At 42.7% G+C, this 14,807-nt stretch carries 14 protein-coding genes and 1 pseudogene; 14 read left to right on the forward strand and 1 reads right to left on the reverse strand.

Annotated elements, in window-relative coordinates:
* Window positions 1-10: 10 nt before the first annotated feature.
* The 13 genes and pseudogenes from mnmA to mtnN all read left to right on the forward strand — a co-directional run bounded on the left by mnmA (window position 11) and on the right by mtnN (window position 13,217).
* Window positions 11-1,129: a tRNA 2-thiouridine(34) synthase MnmA gene (gene mnmA / locus CSV73_RS02005; RefSeq protein ID WP_099626479.1), complete on the forward strand. Its 1,119-nt coding sequence runs from the start codon at window positions 11-13 to the stop codon at window positions 1,127-1,129.
* 12 nt (window positions 1,130-1,141) lie between these two features.
* A complete protein-coding gene (locus tag CSV73_RS02010) occupies window positions 1,142-1,807 on the forward strand; it encodes a tetratricopeptide repeat protein (RefSeq protein WP_099626480.1) in 666 nt (221 codons plus the stop codon).
* 32 nt (window positions 1,808-1,839) lie between these two features.
* Window positions 1,840-4,266 (forward strand): SF1B family DNA helicase RecD2, encoded by a 2,427-nt coding sequence (gene recD2, locus CSV73_RS02015; protein ID WP_099626481.1) that lies wholly within the window; start codon window positions 1,840-1,842, stop codon window positions 4,264-4,266.
* Between the two features lie 287 nt (window positions 4,267-4,553).
* Window positions 4,554-7,187, forward strand: coding sequence for an alanine--tRNA ligase (gene alaS, locus CSV73_RS02020; RefSeq protein WP_099626482.1), 2,634 nt, complete (start codon window positions 4,554-4,556; stop codon window positions 7,185-7,187).
* A 199-nt stretch (window positions 7,188-7,386) separates the two neighbouring features.
* Window positions 7,387-7,659 carry an IreB family regulatory phosphoprotein gene (locus tag CSV73_RS02025; protein WP_029054646.1) on the forward strand — a complete coding sequence of 91 codons (273 nt, stop codon included), beginning with the start codon at window positions 7,387-7,389 and terminating at the stop codon, window positions 7,657-7,659.
* Window positions 7,656-8,075, forward strand: a complete 420-nt coding sequence (gene ruvX, locus CSV73_RS02030) for a Holliday junction resolvase RuvX (RefSeq protein WP_085133464.1) — start codon at window positions 7,656-7,658, stop codon at window positions 8,073-8,075. The genes CSV73_RS02025 and ruvX overlap by 4 nt, the downstream gene beginning before the upstream one ends.
* A gap of 13 nt (window positions 8,076-8,088) precedes the next feature.
* A complete protein-coding gene (locus CSV73_RS02035; RefSeq protein WP_085133465.1) occupies window positions 8,089-8,379 on the forward strand; it encodes a DUF1292 domain-containing protein in 291 nt (96 codons plus the stop codon).
* A 52-nt stretch (window positions 8,380-8,431) separates the two neighbouring features.
* Window positions 8,432-9,610 (forward strand): endolytic transglycosylase MltG, encoded by a 1,179-nt coding sequence (gene mltG / locus CSV73_RS02040; protein WP_099626583.1) that lies wholly within the window; start codon window positions 8,432-8,434, stop codon window positions 9,608-9,610.
* 23 nt (window positions 9,611-9,633) lie between these two features.
* Window positions 9,634-10,269 carry an O-methyltransferase gene (locus CSV73_RS02045; protein ID WP_099626483.1) on the forward strand — a complete coding sequence of 212 codons (636 nt, stop codon included), beginning with the start codon at window positions 9,634-9,636 and terminating at the stop codon, window positions 10,267-10,269.
* 21 nt (window positions 10,270-10,290) lie between these two features.
* A pseudogene (udk, locus tag CSV73_RS02050) lies at window positions 10,291-10,935 on the forward strand (uridine kinase); the annotation flags it as partial.
* Window positions 10,936-11,154: 219 nt separating this feature from the next.
* Window positions 11,155-11,631: a transcription elongation factor GreA gene (gene greA / locus CSV73_RS02055; protein WP_085133468.1), complete on the forward strand. Its 477-nt coding sequence runs from the start codon at window positions 11,155-11,157 to the stop codon at window positions 11,629-11,631.
* 98 nt (window positions 11,632-11,729) lie between these two features.
* Entirely contained in the window at window positions 11,730-12,452 is a 723-nt protein-coding gene (locus CSV73_RS02060) for a YrrS family protein (protein ID WP_158232267.1), read from the forward strand.
* A gap of 72 nt (window positions 12,453-12,524) precedes the next feature.
* Window positions 12,525-13,217, forward strand: coding sequence for a 5'-methylthioadenosine/S-adenosylhomocysteine nucleosidase (gene mtnN / locus CSV73_RS02065; protein ID WP_099626486.1), 693 nt, complete (start codon window positions 12,525-12,527; stop codon window positions 13,215-13,217).
* Between the two features lie 220 nt (window positions 13,218-13,437).
* On the opposite strand, the gene sigK is transcribed toward mtnN, so the two are convergent.
* Window positions 13,438-14,136, reverse strand: a complete 699-nt coding sequence (sigK, locus tag CSV73_RS02070; protein ID WP_085133471.1) for an RNA polymerase sporulation sigma factor SigK — start codon at window positions 14,134-14,136, stop codon at window positions 13,438-13,440.
* A gap of 155 nt (window positions 14,137-14,291) precedes the next feature.
* On the opposite strand from sigK, the gene CSV73_RS02075 reads away from it, so the two are divergent.
* Window positions 14,292-14,807 (forward strand): YqeG family HAD IIIA-type phosphatase, encoded by a 516-nt coding sequence (locus CSV73_RS02075; protein WP_099626487.1) that lies wholly within the window; start codon window positions 14,292-14,294, stop codon window positions 14,805-14,807.

Below are 14,807 nucleotides of genomic sequence, written 5' to 3' on the forward strand. Positions count from 1 at the left end.
GATGAACAATATGACAACGAAAAAAGCACCTGCCGATACACGTGTAGTCATTGGAATGTCAGGCGGAGTGGACTCTTCGGTTGCGGCATTACTATTAAAACAGCAAGGCTATGAAGTGATCGGAATCTTTATGAAAAACTGGGATGACACGGATGAATCCGGACATTGTACCGCGACGGAAGATTTCGAAGACGTACGCAGTGTCTGTGATCAAATCGGCATTCCGTATTACTCTGTTAATTTTGAAAAGCAATATTGGGATAAAGTATTCACGTATTTCTTGGATGAATATAAAAAAGGCCGTACGCCGAATCCGGATGTAATGTGTAATAAAGAAATCAAATTCAAGGCATTCCTCGAGCACGCCAAAAGTCTAGGTGCCGATTATTTGGCGACTGGACATTATGCACAAGTCGTAGAACGCGAAAACGGTGTAGCGATGCTCCGTGGTGTAGACAATAATAAAGATCAAACCTACTTCTTGAATCAATTAACGCAAGAACAACTTCAGCAAGTACTGTTTCCTCTAGGTCATATGGAGAAAAGCGAAGTCCGTGAAATCGCCGAACAAGCAGGACTCGCAACAGCAAAGAAAAAAGATTCAACAGGGATCTGTTTCATCGGCGAGCGCAATTTCAAGGAATTCCTTGGCGAGTACTTGCCTGCACGTCCAGGTGAGATGCAGACAATGGCTGGAGTGAAGATGGGTAAGCATGACGGACTCATGTATCACACAATTGGCCAGCGTCATGGTCTAGGCATCGGTGGAGCTGGAGAACCTTGGTTTGCGGTCGGTAAAGACTTGGAGCGCAACGTCTTGCTAGTTGAACAAGGCTTCTATCACGACACATTGTTCTCAACTAGTTTGCAAGCGACTGACATGAATATTTGTTCACCGAAAGAATTACCCGAAACATTCACTTGTACAGCTAAATTCCGTTATCGCCAACCGGATACTAAAGTAACTGTGCAATTATTGGGTGATCAAGCGATCGTCACTTTCGATGAACCTGTTCGCGCAGTCACACCAGGACAAGCTGTTGTGCTGTATGACGGTGACGAGTGCCTCGGTGGCGGCACGATCAATGAAGTATATAAAGACGGTAAAAAACTGACGTACGTAGGATAAGGAGGCAACAGCATGTCGATTCATCAAGATGCAATTAAAGAAATGCAAGAAGGCAATTATGAGAAAGCAATTGAGCTTTTCATGAAAGCAGTAGAAGAAAATCCGGCAGAGCCTACAGGCTATATCAATATTGGAAACATTTTTGCGTCTCTTGGAGATGCTGAACAGGCGGAACCATTTTTCCAAAAAGCGTTGACGCTTGATGAAAATGCAGGAACCGCTTTTTATGGACTGGCGAATCTGTATTACAATCAAGAGCGCTTTGAAGAAGCAGCAAAATTATATGAAAAAGCAATCAATACAGGATTGGATTCTGCCGATGCCTATTTCATGCTCGGTAAAAGCATTGAACAAACAGGTAATGACCGTTTAGCACTGCCATATTTGCAGCGTGCTGTTGAATTAAATCCGGATGATCAGGAAGTGGCATTGTCCTACGGAATTTTACTAGCTAAGCTTGAATTATTTAAAGAGGCTAAGCCGGTATTCGAATCTATTTTGGCAGTAGCTCCTGATCATGCGGATAGCCATTATAATTTGGGTATTTTATATGCAGTCTCCACAGAAGACAAAACAAGTGCGCTATCACACTTAGAGCAAGCCTTCACTTCGGAACCTGAGCACACACAAGCGCGTTATTTGTTCGATATGATCAAGCTCGGCGAACAGGGCGAGTAATCCATTAGGTGAAAAAGGAGGGAGACCTAGCGATGAGTGAAACAGAACCATATTTAATCGGTAGGCCGGTCGTGACAATTTTCCATAATACGACGAATCTATTTTCCATCGTCAAGTTGAAAGTCACTTCCACCAATACCGATTACCGCGACAGTGAAATAGTGATCAAAGGGTCATTCCCTCCTTTAGTTGCGGAAGAAGATTATAAATTTACGGGTCGACTTGTTACCCATCCTGTACATGGACAGCAGTTTGATGTGCAGACGTTTTCGAAAGAGTTACCTGCGACGGAGGCGGGTCTGATTCATTATCTTTCTGGTGATTTATTTCCTGGAATTGGGAAGAAAACGGCGAGTGATATTGTCAAAACACTCGGCAATAATGTCATTCAGAAAATTCTTGAAGACCGCAGTGTTCTTGACCAAATCCCACGTTTGAGCGACGAGCGGAAAGATACGCTCGTTTCGGTGTTGCAGGAAAATCTAGGTCTTGAGCGTACAATGGTGCAACTCAATGAATGGGGCTTCGGTCCACAAGTGGCCATGCGTATATATCAAGCGTATCAAGATGATGCGATCACCATTCTGACAGAAAATCCATACCGTTTAATTCAGGAGATCGAAGGAATCGGCTTTCAACGAGCAGACGATCTCGCAAAGCAACTGGGGCTCGTCGGGGATCATCCCGCGCGTATTAAGGCAGCTGTTTATTACAGCGTACATAGTGAAGTACAGTCTGCAGGACATGTCTACGTAGAATCGGAGACGATCTTGCCACAAGCGAAGCTGTTGCTTGAATCGAGTCAGGCTCATATCATCTCGTACGAATCGATTACCCAAGCAGTGATTGAACTCGTCGAAGAAGGTGCACTGTCTGCTGAAATGCAACGTCTTTATTTACCCTCTCTTTATTTTTCGGAAATCGGTATTGCAGCAAAAGTAAATAAAATTCTTGAAAATGAAGTTGCTGATCAATTTCCTGCTTCTGAAATTAGAAAAGCTATAGGTGAAATTGAGGAACGTTTGGAAGTGCAATATGCCGAAACGCAAGTCGAAGCCATCGAGCGCGCCCTTCATTCTTCACTGCTCGTGTTAACGGGTGGCCCAGGGACGGGGAAGACCACTGTGATTAGAGGGTTGGTTGAGGCCTATGCAGAACTGCATGGTCTCTCACTCGACATCGAAGAGTATGCACGGAAAAAAGAACCGTTTCCAATCATTTTGGCAGCCCCTACAGGACGCGCTGCGAAACGTATGTCTGAATCGACCGGATTACCTGCGATGACGATCCACCGTCTACTCGGTTTTACGGGTCAGGAAGCTGAAGAAGAGACTGAACGAGAAGTGGATGGCAATCTCATCATCATTGATGAAACATCCATGGTGGATACTTGGCTCATGCATCAGCTGTTAAAAGCTGTCCGCAACGATGCGCAGTTATTGTTCGTTGGTGACCAGGACCAACTACCTTCCGTTGGACCTGGGCAAGTGTTGCATGACTTCATGCAGTCTGGGAGAATTCCGGTTGTTGAACTGACTGATGTTTTTCGACAAAGTGAAGGCTCGACAATTATCGAAATGGCACATATGATCAAGCACAAAGAATGGACGCTGGATGTCACAAAGAAAACATCGGACCGTTCATTTATCAAAGCATCAAGTGATCAAATACTGCCTGCGGTCAAACAAATCATTGAAAATGCGACATCAAAAGGACATTCCATTAAAGACATCCAAGTACTGGCACCGATGTATAAAGGTCCAGCAGGTATAGATGGCTTGAATAAAATGATCCAAGAAGTAACGAATCCACCTGCAGAGGGTAGAAAAGAAATGGTTTTCGGTGAAACGACGTATCGCATAGGAGATAAAGTACTACAACTCGTCAACCAACCTGAAAGTAATGTCTTCAATGGGGATATGGGGGAAGTCGTTGCGATCATGTTAGCGAAAGAAACTACTGACAAAAAAGCGATCATGGTGGTTTCCTATGATGGCAATGAAGTGCAGTATGAGCGAAGTGATTTGAATCAGCTGACACTTGCGTATTGTTGTTCTATCCATAAATCCCAAGGCAGTGAATTTCCGATTGTGGTCATGCCGATCGTGAGAAGTCAGCGGAAAATGTTGCGACGTAATCTCCTTTACACTGGGATTACGCGCGCTAAGAACTTCTTAATACTGTGCGGTGAAGCGGAAGAATTTAAGGCGGGTATTGCGCGCACTGACGAAACAGAACGACAGACGACGCTAAAAGAACGCATTACGGGGGAAACGCAAGAAAATCTAGCAATACATCACAAGGAACCCATCTCAGTCGATGAAGCACCCGCAAAAGTGACGGTTGAACCACAAGACACGGCACCGGCAAAGTTAACGATGGACAATTTTACTGGAATCGACCCGCTCGTGGGCATGAACAATGTGTCACCATTCGACTTTCTTGAAGTGACGGATTGACAAAGCGAGAGAACTTTCCTATAATTCGTTTAGAAATAATCAAAACGTTGAAGGAACAAGTACCTGTTTATTCTGTGTCATAGAAAAGAGCTTCTTGGCTGAAAAAGCTCCCTCAGATCTACAGCGAACGCTATTCCGAAGTTGCAGGCTAATCCCTGCCGTCTTGCCGCGTTAAGGCAACTCGAGATACCGCGTTATGCGGTAATTAGGGTGGTACCGCGATCAATGAAACCTTCGCCCCTTTATACAAGGGGTGGAGTTTTTTTAATTTTAGGAGGAGTAAAACGATGAGAAAACTCACGGCATCTGAAATTCGCCAAATGTTTTTAGACTATTTTAAAGAGCACGGGCATAATGTAGAACCATCAGCAGCATTAGTGCCAGTTGATGATGCATCACTATTATGGATTAACAGTGGAGTCGCTACATTGAAGAAGTATTTTGATGGACGAGTGATTCCTGAAAACCCGCGGATTGCTAATGCGCAAAAATCTATCCGCACAAACGATATTGAAAATGTCGGCTATACAGCACGTCACCATACGTTCTTTGAAATGCTCGGCAACTTTTCTATTGGTGATTATTTCAAAGAAGAAGCAATTATTCGTGCGTGGGATTTCCTGACAAATGAGCAATGGATCGGTTTTGATCCCGAACGCTTATCCGTTACTATCCATCCGGAAGACGAAGAAGCGTATGCTATCTGGAAAGATCAGATTGGTATTCCGGTTGAGCGCATCATTCGCCTCGAAGGCAACTTCTGGGATATCGGTGAAGGCCCAAGTGGTCCAAACTCTGAAATCTTCTACGACCGCGGACCGAGTTATGGCGACGATTTCTCCGATCCTGAATTATATCCAGGTGGAGAAAACGAACGGTATTTGGAAATCTGGAACTTAGTATTCTCTGAGTTCAATCATAATCCTGATAACACGTACACACCGTTACCAAAGAAAAACATCGATACAGGAATGGGTCTTGAGCGCATGGCATCCGTTATCCAAGATGTGCCAACAAACTTCGATACAGACTTGTTCTTACCGATCATTGAAGCAGTTGAAAATGTTTCAGGCAGAAAATACGGTGAAACTACTCAGGCAGACACGGCATTTAAAGTCATTTCAGATCATATCCGCACAGTAGCATTCGCTATTGGCGACGGAGCACTTCCATCCAATGAAGGCCGTGGCTATGTTCTGCGTCGTCTATTAAGAAGAGCGGTTCGATTCGCGAAACAATTAGGTATTGACAAGCCATTTATGTACATGCTGGTACCTATTGTTGGGGATATCATGAAAGACTTCTACCCCGAAGTCCACGATAAACAAGCGTTCATTATGAAAGTCGTGAAAAACGAAGAGGATCGTTTCCACGAAACATTGCATGACGGTATGGCGATCTTAACGACGATCATTGAAAAGGCTAAAGCTTCAGGCTTACCAATTGTTTCAGGCAGTGATGCGTTCAAACTCTATGACACATACGGCTTCCCGTTTGAACTAACAGAGGAATTTGCCCTCGAAGAAGATGTGGCAGTCGACCGTATCGGATTTGACGAAGAAATGGCTGCACAACGAAACCGTGCGCGTGCTGCGCGTGCGACTTCAGACTCTATGCATATTCAATCGGGCGTTCTTGGTGAAATTCATGAAGCGAGTGAATTCATCGGCTATGGCCAACTAGAAACAACTGCGATCGTCAGTGTCCTGGTTCAAGACGGTCAACGTATCGCACATGCATCTGAAGGAGAAACGGTACAAATTATTTTGGATCAGACTCCGTTCTATGCAGAAAGTGGCGGTCAAGTAGCTGATAAAGGAATGATTACAAACGAGTCGTTCACTGCGGAAGTTCGCGACGTCAAAAAAGCGCCAAATGGACAGAACTTGCACACAGTCTTCATCAGTTCCGGTGAATTGAATGAAGGCGTATCAGTTAGCGCGAAAGTGGACGAGTTCTCACGCAAGCTGACGATCAAAAATCATACGGCTACACACTTATTGCACCGCGCATTGAAAGATGTTCTTGGTGAACATGTCAATCAAGCAGGTTCATATGTTGGTCCCGATCGCCTTCGCTTTGACTTCTCCCATTTTGGACAAGTCACAAAAGAAGAACTCGAGCGCATCGAATTCCAAGTCAATGAACAAATTTGGGCAGGTACATCTGTCCATACGATCATTTCACCAATTGCTGAGGCGAAAGAAATGGGTGCGATGGCATTGTTCGGCGAGAAATACGGCGATATCGTTCGCGTTGTTAAAGTCGGAGACTACTCTGTCGAGCTTTGTGGAGGGTGTCACGTTAACAACACGTCCGACATCAACGTATTCAAAATCGTTTCTGAAAGCGGTATTGGAGCGGGCACACGACGTATTGAAGCCTTCACGGGTGGACAAGCATTCCGTTCATTTAAAGAAGACCAAGCAATCATTGATCAAGTCGCAACAACTGCAAAAGCTACTCCGAAAACAGTTGTCACAAAAGTCGAATCGATTCTTGCTGACTTTAAAGAACTTCAACGTGAAAATGAATCATTGCAAGCGAAAATGGGCAACAGCCAATTGGCCAGTATCATGGAAACGGCTCAGCAGATCGATGACGTCACAGTCATTTCTGCAAATGTGGAAGTGAAAGACAATAACGGTTTACGTCAATTGATCGACGAAATGAAACAAAAAACTTCCAAAGGCGTCATTGTACTTGGTACAGTAACGGATGGAAAAGTTATGTTAGCGGCTGGTGTTACCGATGATTTACGAGGCGGCAACTACCACGCGGGTAAAATCGTCAACCATGTGGCGTCACTTTGTGACGGAAAAGGTGGCGGGCGTCCAGACATGGCGATGGCGGGGGCGAAAGATGCGTCAAAACTTGATGATGCGCTTCAATCCGTGTATGATTATGTAAAATCTGTTTAACCATTTCAGAGAACGATTCATCATAAATTGTAGATACATGTTACTAGTTAATTTTCATTTGGGTGGCTAAATTGCCTACCCGGATGATTGAACTAGAATGAATACGTGCGGTGATTTAATCACAAATCTATGTACTATGTATATTATGACGGTAGATCGTTACACACATAAATGGAAATCGGAAAGCGGGGTGTCGAGTATGAATTCGTCCGATGAAACGATGAAGTTTAACTTTCCTGAAGAATCGATGGAGGAAGAAGTCAAAACAGTCATGCTCCACGTTTACAAATCATTAGAAGAAAAAGGTTACAATCCAATTAACCAGATGGTTGGCTATTTACTGTCTGGAGATCCAGCCTACATTCCACGCCACGAAGACGCCCGTAGTTTGATTCGGAAACTGGAACGAGACGAAATTCTAGAAGAATTAGTTAAGTTCTATATCCGAGAAAACAGAGGTAAAACAGAATGAGAATTATGGGATTGGACGTTGGCACGAAAACCGTTGGTATTGCGATAAGCGATAGTCTCGGTTGGACAGCCCAAGGAATCGAAACCATCAAAATTGATGAAGCGGTAGGTTCTTTCGGGATGAAGCGAGTCAAACAATTGACAGAAGAGTACGAAGTGACGGAGTTTGTCGTCGGGTACCCTAAGAATATGAATAATACAATAGGGCCCCGTGGAGAAGCATCTGAACAGTACGCTGAGAAGTTACGCGAGAAGTTCGGTTTACCTGTCGTTTTATGGGATGAGCGATTAACTACTATGGCTGCTGAACGTGTTTTGATTGATGCGGATGTCAGCCGAAAAAAACGTAAATTGGTCATCGATAAAATGGCAGCTGTCATGATTTTACAAGGGTATTTGGATTCACAAAAAAACTAGAGGTGATTAAACAATGGAACACGGACAAGAAACAATGACAATCGTAGATGAGAACGGCGAAGAGCACGTATGTGAGGTAATTTTAACATTTGATTCAAAAGAATATGAAAGATCGTATGTGCTTTACCATATTTTAGATGGCGAAGAGACAGATGATGACGAGGAAGTTGAAATTCATGCATCCGCATTTATTCCGACTGAAGAAGGAGAAGATGGCGGATCACTTCTTGAAATTGAATCCGATGAAGAATGGGATATGATCGAAGAAGTGCTGAACACATTCCTTGATGAAGAAGACGAGTAAGCGATAATATCATGTGACGGGCGGAATGGTGCTGACCGTTCCGTCTTTTTTAATGGATTTATCTATAGCGGAAGAAGAGGTGAGGCTTGTGGAAAAAGAGCCCCAAAGAAAAAAAGATGTCATGTTTGAACGTATGTTAGAACAGAAGGAAGAAGTGAGAACCGTTAGAAAAATAGTGCTTTGGATTGTAGCAGTTGTATTGGTTGTAGGGATAGTTGGAGGTTTTTCGGTCTATACATACATAAAAAGTGCGTTAGAGCCTGTTGATCCGGATTCAGAAAAAGTCGTAGAAGTAGAAATTCCGATCGGTTCAGGTTTGGATATGATTTCAGAAAAACTAGAAGAGTCGGGTATTATCAAAAATGCGCGGATTTTCAAATACTATGCAAAAGTAAACAACGAAGCAGATTTCCAAGCTGGCACGTATGGATTAACACAGTCCATGACGCCAGATGAATTGATTAAGAGCCTGAAAACAGGTGTAGTCTATCGCACACCGGCATTTACACTAACGATTCCAGAAGGGTTAACGATTGATCAGATTGCAGAAAGAACAAGCAAAAAGACCACGATTACCAAAGAGCAGTTTATGGAATATGTGACGAATGAACAAGTCATTCAGGAATATATGGCCAAGTATCCAGATGTTATAACAAAAGAAATTCTTAATGAAAATATACGCTATGCACTGGAAGGTTATTTATTCCCAGCTACTTATCCGTTCTTTGAGGAAAAGCCTACTGTCAAAGAAGTGGTCGATACGATGGTGGATGCTACTGTACAGAACGTCACCCCTTATAAAGCATACTGGGCCGAGGAAGGCAAAGACCGTTCAGTTCATAAAATGCTGACATTTGCTTCCTTGCTAGAAAAAGAAGCAACAGGCCAAGCAGATCGTGAAACGATCGCAAGCGTCTTCAATAACCGTATTGAACAAGGAATGCCGTTACAGACAGATCCAACAGTTTTATATGCGTTAGGCGAACATAAAGCCCGCGTCATGAATGAAGATTTGAAAGTGGATAATGTCTATAATACGTACAAAAATAAAGGATTACCGCCAGGGCCCATCGCGAATGCCGGAACTGCTTCTCTCCAGGCGACTGTCGAACCCTCCAAGACTGGATACTTGTTCTTCTTGGCAGATAAAGATGGCGTTAATCACTTTGCTAAAACCTATGAAGATCATCTGAAAAACAAAGCGAAGTATATCGACAGCCAACATAAATAACACGTCGTAAAGGGGAAGTAGATATGACGGACTACACCACGTACATTAGCCGCTTTGCGGAAGTAAAAGAGCCGCTTATCCTAGAGATGGAGCACTACGCCGCAGAGCGTCGTGTGCCCATCATGGATGATACGGGCTTGTATACGTTAATCGGACTGCTACAAATACAGCAGCCGAAACGTATTCTTGAAATTGGAAGCGCGATCGGCTATTCGGCTATTCGATTGGCGAAAGCTTTTCCTGACGCCGTCATTTATACAGTCGAGCGCGATACAGAGCGGTATGAGAAAGCGGTCGAGTATATTGTACGCAGTGGATTGCAAGAGCGTATTATCATCATTCATGATGACGCACTCGAGTTAGATGAAACGAAGTTACCACAAGAGCCTTTTGATGCGCTGTTCATTGACGCAGCAAAAGGACAATATCGAAAGTTTTTCGACAAATATAGCCCGCTGGTCGGTCCTGCAGGTGTAATCTATTGTGATAATATGTTCATGCATGGTATGGTGCTGTTGGAAGATGCAGACATACCGAAACGCAACCGCACGATGATACGAAATTTGCAACAATTCACGAGCTGGGCGATGCAAAACGATCACTATGACACATCTCTAGTACCAATAGGTGACGGCATTTTACTAGCTGTAAAAAAATAATAAACAGTAGATCGCAAAAGGGGAATCACTGTGAAGAAAAAACCTGTCGTAATTGGTATTACCGGCGGTTCTGGCTCCGGTAAGACAAGTGTCACAAAAAAGATACATGAAGTATTCCAAGGTCATTCAGTCGTCGTCATTGAACAAGATGATTATTATAAAGACCAATCACATCTAGTATTTGAGGAAAGATTAGCAACGAATTATGATCATCCTTTAGCGTTCGATACCGACCTACTGATTCAACATATCCATCAGCTGATCAATAGACAGGCAATCGAAAAGCCCACTTATGATTACACATTGCATACACGTTCAGCTGAAAAAATACCTGTAGATTCACAAGACGTCATCATCCTTGAAGGGATCTTAGTATTGGAAGATGAACGATTGCGAGATCTTATGGATATCAAGCTGTTTGTTGATACGGACTCTGATATTCGCATTATTCGTCGGATTTTACGGGATATTCATGACCGTGGACGTACGGTAGATTCTGTCGTCGAGCAATATGTAAAGGTTGTGCGTCCGATGCATAATCAATTTATCGAACCTACAAAAAAGTATGCTGATATAATCATTCCCGAAGGCGGAGAAAACGCGGTCGCAATCGATTTGATGGTAACGAAGATAAAAACAATTCTTGCTTCTGTTGACGAAGTATAATATGATGATGACATAATTTTAAATTAATTCAGCATCTGCGAGAGTTTGTATAGAAAAACCTAGGATGCACGCAAGATGAGCAAGGACTTTTTTTCGTCCAAATCAGAATAGCGAACGGAAAAAGTGTAGTCAAAACTAAAATAGTTCTGCTATGTCACATAATTAAAGCTAGTGTGACATAGTATTTTTTATGAACAGACATTTGAGGAGTGTTATTACATGGTTTCAGAAAAGAAATTTCCAATGACAGCTGCAGGAAAAGCAAAGTTAGAAGAAGAACTAGAGTATTTGAAAACGGTGAAACGTGTGGAAGTAGTAGAACGCATCAAAATCGCGCGTAGCTACGGTGATTTATCGGAAAACTCCGAGTACGATTCAGCGAAAGAAGATCAGGCATTTGTCGAAGGGAAGATTTCTTCTATTGAAGGAATGATTCGTAATGCGGTCATTATTACTGAAGATGAATTGAATACGGATGAAGTACAATTAGGTAAAACAGTTACATTTAAAGAAATTCCTGATGGTGAAAAAGAGACGTATACGATTGTTGGTTCTGCAGAAGCTAATCCGTTAGAAGGTATGATCTCAAACGATTCGCCAATTGCGAAAGCATTAATTGGTCGAAAAAAAGATGATAAAGTAAAAATCCAGACTCCCGGCGGTGAAATGTCAGTAGAGATACTTGAGATAAAGTGATACACGTACCGTCTTCTCGCTAGCAGAAGACGGTATTGCTAATTTTCATTCCAACCGCGGTATACGCTTTCCATTTCATAGTAAAGGAGATGTCTGAAATGGCAGATCAAGATCCAAAATATTCGAGAACGTCAAGAAAACAAGGCAGTAAAGCAAGCAAAGTGAATAAAGCATTGAATATTTCAATTGGTGTAGTAGTTTTTCTTATTGTAGTTGTTGCCGTAATTTTCATCACGGGTGATGGCGATCAGAAAGAAGTGGCAATCGACAAGCCTAAGGAATCCACTCAGTCCGACACAGCTCCAATTGAACCTATCGTTTTAGACGATGAGGACGAGATGGACAAGCCTGAAACTGAAGATGATGTGCCAGAAGATGCAGATGAACCAGAAGTTCAGGACCAAGAAGAAAATAACGAAGTGATAAATGAAGTAGTTGAAGAACCGGAAGCGCCAGTGGTAGAAGACCCTAAAGTAGAAGAACCAAAAAAGGATAAACCGAAGAAAGAAACTTCATCGGATTCTAACAAGAAAGTGGTTGTAAATCCTGACTGGAAACCTATTGGAACAAAACAATCAGGCGAGCATGTCTCGAAATACGATGGTCAGTCCGATGACTGGTATGAAAAAAAGAAAGCCATATCCTATGCAACCGGTTTGTCTGAAGATCAATTGTATTTTGATCGTATTCAAAATGGCGGTAGTCCTCAAAAATCAGAGGGTATTGTAAGAAGTAAGGACAATTCCAAAAAATACAAAGTATATCTTGAGTGGGTTGATGGCCAAGGTTGGAAACCTGTAAGAATGGATGTATTGAAATAAGTGAATCGAACTACTGATGTGCTGCCTATCGTGCAGCACATTCTAGTAAGTAGAAAAGAGGAGAGGACATAAATGAAAGTAGCAATCGTTGGTGCAATGGAGGAAGAAGTCGAAATACTTCGCAGAGAAATTGGACTTGGGAAAATCACAACCATTGGAAACTGTGAATTTATTGAAGGCAAAGTAGGCAAGCATCAAGTGATTGTGACGAAGAGTGGCATTGGAAAAGTAAACGCTGCCATGGCAACAACAATCCTTTTGCAGAACTTTAAACCTGATATCGTGTTGAATACGGGTTCTGCGGGTGGAACTAACCCTGAACTTGAAGTGGGAACGATTGTAATATCTGATTATGTCCTGCATCATGATGTGGATGTAACTGCATTCGGCTATGAGCTAGGTCAAGTGCCGCAACTTCCTGCAAGCTTTCCTTCAGATCCTAATCTAATAGAATTTGCTAAAGAAGCTGTAATGGAGTTAGATACATATGAACATGCGGTAGGAACCATCGCTTCAGCTGATATTTTCATGGCTGACCCTGAAAAAGTCCTACAAGTCAAAAATAGATTTCCGCGTGTAATTGCTGTGGAAATGGAAGCTGCTGCTGTTGCGCAAGTCTGTTATCAGTTTAACACGCGATGTGTGGTGATCCGCGCCCTTTCTGATATTGCCGGAAAAGAATCGACAGTCAGTTTTGATGAATTTTTACCGCTGGCTGCCAAACACTCGTCACAGATTGTTTTGCGTGTCATCTCGAAACTTTGAGTGTTCTATGATAAAATGTCTAAGTAGACAGATTAGCAGTTCGTTTGGTTGAGAGGAGGGACAATTAATGGAATTCTTAATGGGTGGAGTATTTATCGTCACAGCATTATTGGCAGCAATTATTTTACGCGAGGTTAAAGCTGACTGAGAAAAGAAACAAAGCGTTTCCGATGTGCGGGGGCTGTGGGCCTCTGTTGCACAATCGGAAACGCTTTTTGCATTATTGATATTCATGCTTAAATGATTGATATAATTTGACGATTGCTCGTTTCTCGATACGTGAAACATAACTCCTAGAAATATTCAATTGCTCAGCAATTTCTTTTTGTGTCATCGGCTGATCATCCAGCAAGCCGTAGCGTCTTTGGATGATTTCCAACTCGCGTGAGTCGAGTTTATCCAAATGACGGTAGAGCCGCTCTTTTTGTTCATTTTGTTCTACGGTTGTTTGTGGAGGTATGTCGTTTGTTTGAAGGAGGTCTGCGATTTCTAGGGATTGGCCATCTTTATCCATGCCGATTGGTTCGTAGAGGGAAACATCTTTTTGCACCTTTTTCTGTGTTCGTAAATACATAAGGATTTCATTTTCTATACAGCGTGCAGCGTACGTTGCGAGCTTGGTTTTTCGATCTGGCGTAAAGCTGTTGACTGCTTTCATCAGACCGATCGCTCCTATGGAAATATAATCATCAAGAAGTTCGTGCTTCGGCTGGAACTTCTTGACGATATGGGCGACCAAACGCATATTGTGTTCAATAAGTTCATTACGTGCACTTTCATCACCTTCAGCTAATCGTCTCAGGCACTCTGCTTCTTCTTTTTTGGACAACGGACGAAGGAAAGCTTGCCCTCTGATATAACCGATTAGCGCGGGGATCTCTAACCATAATTGCATGACGGCCAGGAAAAACCCGCTCATGTGACCACCTCCGATTATTAGTAGTTTACTCTATGCAAACGGCGGAAGGTCTATCACTGATAAGAAAAGCGATAAAATCAGACATAGTTGTGCGTGCATGCCGCACAACTATGTTATAATCAGACAAGAATTTGTTGTAGGGCGGAGAGGATAATGTGTTAAATCATTTTTTACCAAGTGCTTATGTAAAATCCGTTTTGTTGATTAAACCGGAAGACCTTCTTGAGAATGGTTTTAAGGGCATCATTACAGATTTAGATAACACACTTGTTGAATGGGATCGTGCGGATGCTACGCAAGATATTATGGCGTGGTTCAAATCTATGCGCGATGCTGGTTTGCAAATTACAGTTGTTTCCAATAACCATATTGAGCGCGTCAGTCACTTTTGTGATCCACTAGGCATTCCGTATATTTGCGAAGCCCGTAAGCCGATGAAAAAATCATTTCATCAGGCACTTGCTACGTTAGGTTTGCCAAAAAAAGAAGTCGTCATGATTGGCGATCAATTGTTAACGGATGTCTTGGGTGCGAATCGAGTGGGACTGCAGACGATTTTAGTCGTCCCTGTGGCAAGTTCCGATGCGACGATTACGAAGTTCAACCGTGCGATTGAACGACGGATTATGGCAAGGTTTAAAAGAAAAGGATTACTTACGTGGGAGGACTAA

The organism is Sporosarcina sp. P1, assembly GCF_002743155.1.
Taxonomy (GTDB): domain Bacteria; phylum Bacillota; class Bacilli; order Bacillales_A; family Planococcaceae; genus Sporosarcina; species Sporosarcina ureae_B.

What these genes read in the sequence shown, in the direction of transcription:
- greA (WP_085133468.1), top strand. Translation starts at nt 11,155, where the DNA reads ATGGTTTCAGAAAAGAAATTTCCAATGACAGCTGCAGGAAAAGCAAAG.
- mnmA (WP_099626479.1), top strand. Translation starts at nt 11, where the DNA reads ATGACAACGAAAAAAGCACCTGCCGATACACGTGTAGTCATTGGAATG.
- ruvX (WP_085133464.1), top strand. Translation starts at nt 7,656, where the DNA reads ATGAGAATTATGGGATTGGACGTTGGCACGAAAACCGTTGGTATTGCG.
- CSV73_RS02025 (WP_029054646.1), top strand. Translation starts at nt 7,387, where the DNA reads ATGAATTCGTCCGATGAAACGATGAAGTTTAACTTTCCTGAAGAATCG.
- CSV73_RS02060 (WP_158232267.1), top strand. Translation starts at nt 11,730, where the DNA reads ATGGCAGATCAAGATCCAAAATATTCGAGAACGTCAAGAAAACAAGGC.
- mltG (WP_099626583.1), top strand. Translation starts at nt 8,432, where the DNA reads ATGGATTTATCTATAGCGGAAGAAGAGGTGAGGCTTGTGGAAAAAGAG.
- mtnN (WP_099626486.1), top strand. Translation starts at nt 12,525, where the DNA reads ATGAAAGTAGCAATCGTTGGTGCAATGGAGGAAGAAGTCGAAATACTT.
- CSV73_RS02010 (WP_099626480.1), top strand. Translation starts at nt 1,142, where the DNA reads ATGTCGATTCATCAAGATGCAATTAAAGAAATGCAAGAAGGCAATTAT.
- sigK (WP_085133471.1), bottom strand. Translation starts at nt 14,136, where the DNA reads ATGAGCGGGTTTTTCCTGGCCGTCATGCAATTATGGTTAGAGATCCCC.
- CSV73_RS02035 (WP_085133465.1), top strand. Translation starts at nt 8,089, where the DNA reads ATGGAACACGGACAAGAAACAATGACAATCGTAGATGAGAACGGCGAA.
- CSV73_RS02045 (WP_099626483.1), top strand. Translation starts at nt 9,634, where the DNA reads ATGACGGACTACACCACGTACATTAGCCGCTTTGCGGAAGTAAAAGAG.
- alaS (WP_099626482.1), top strand. Translation starts at nt 4,554, where the DNA reads ATGAGAAAACTCACGGCATCTGAAATTCGCCAAATGTTTTTAGACTAT.
- recD2 (WP_099626481.1), top strand. Translation starts at nt 1,840, where the DNA reads ATGAGTGAAACAGAACCATATTTAATCGGTAGGCCGGTCGTGACAATT.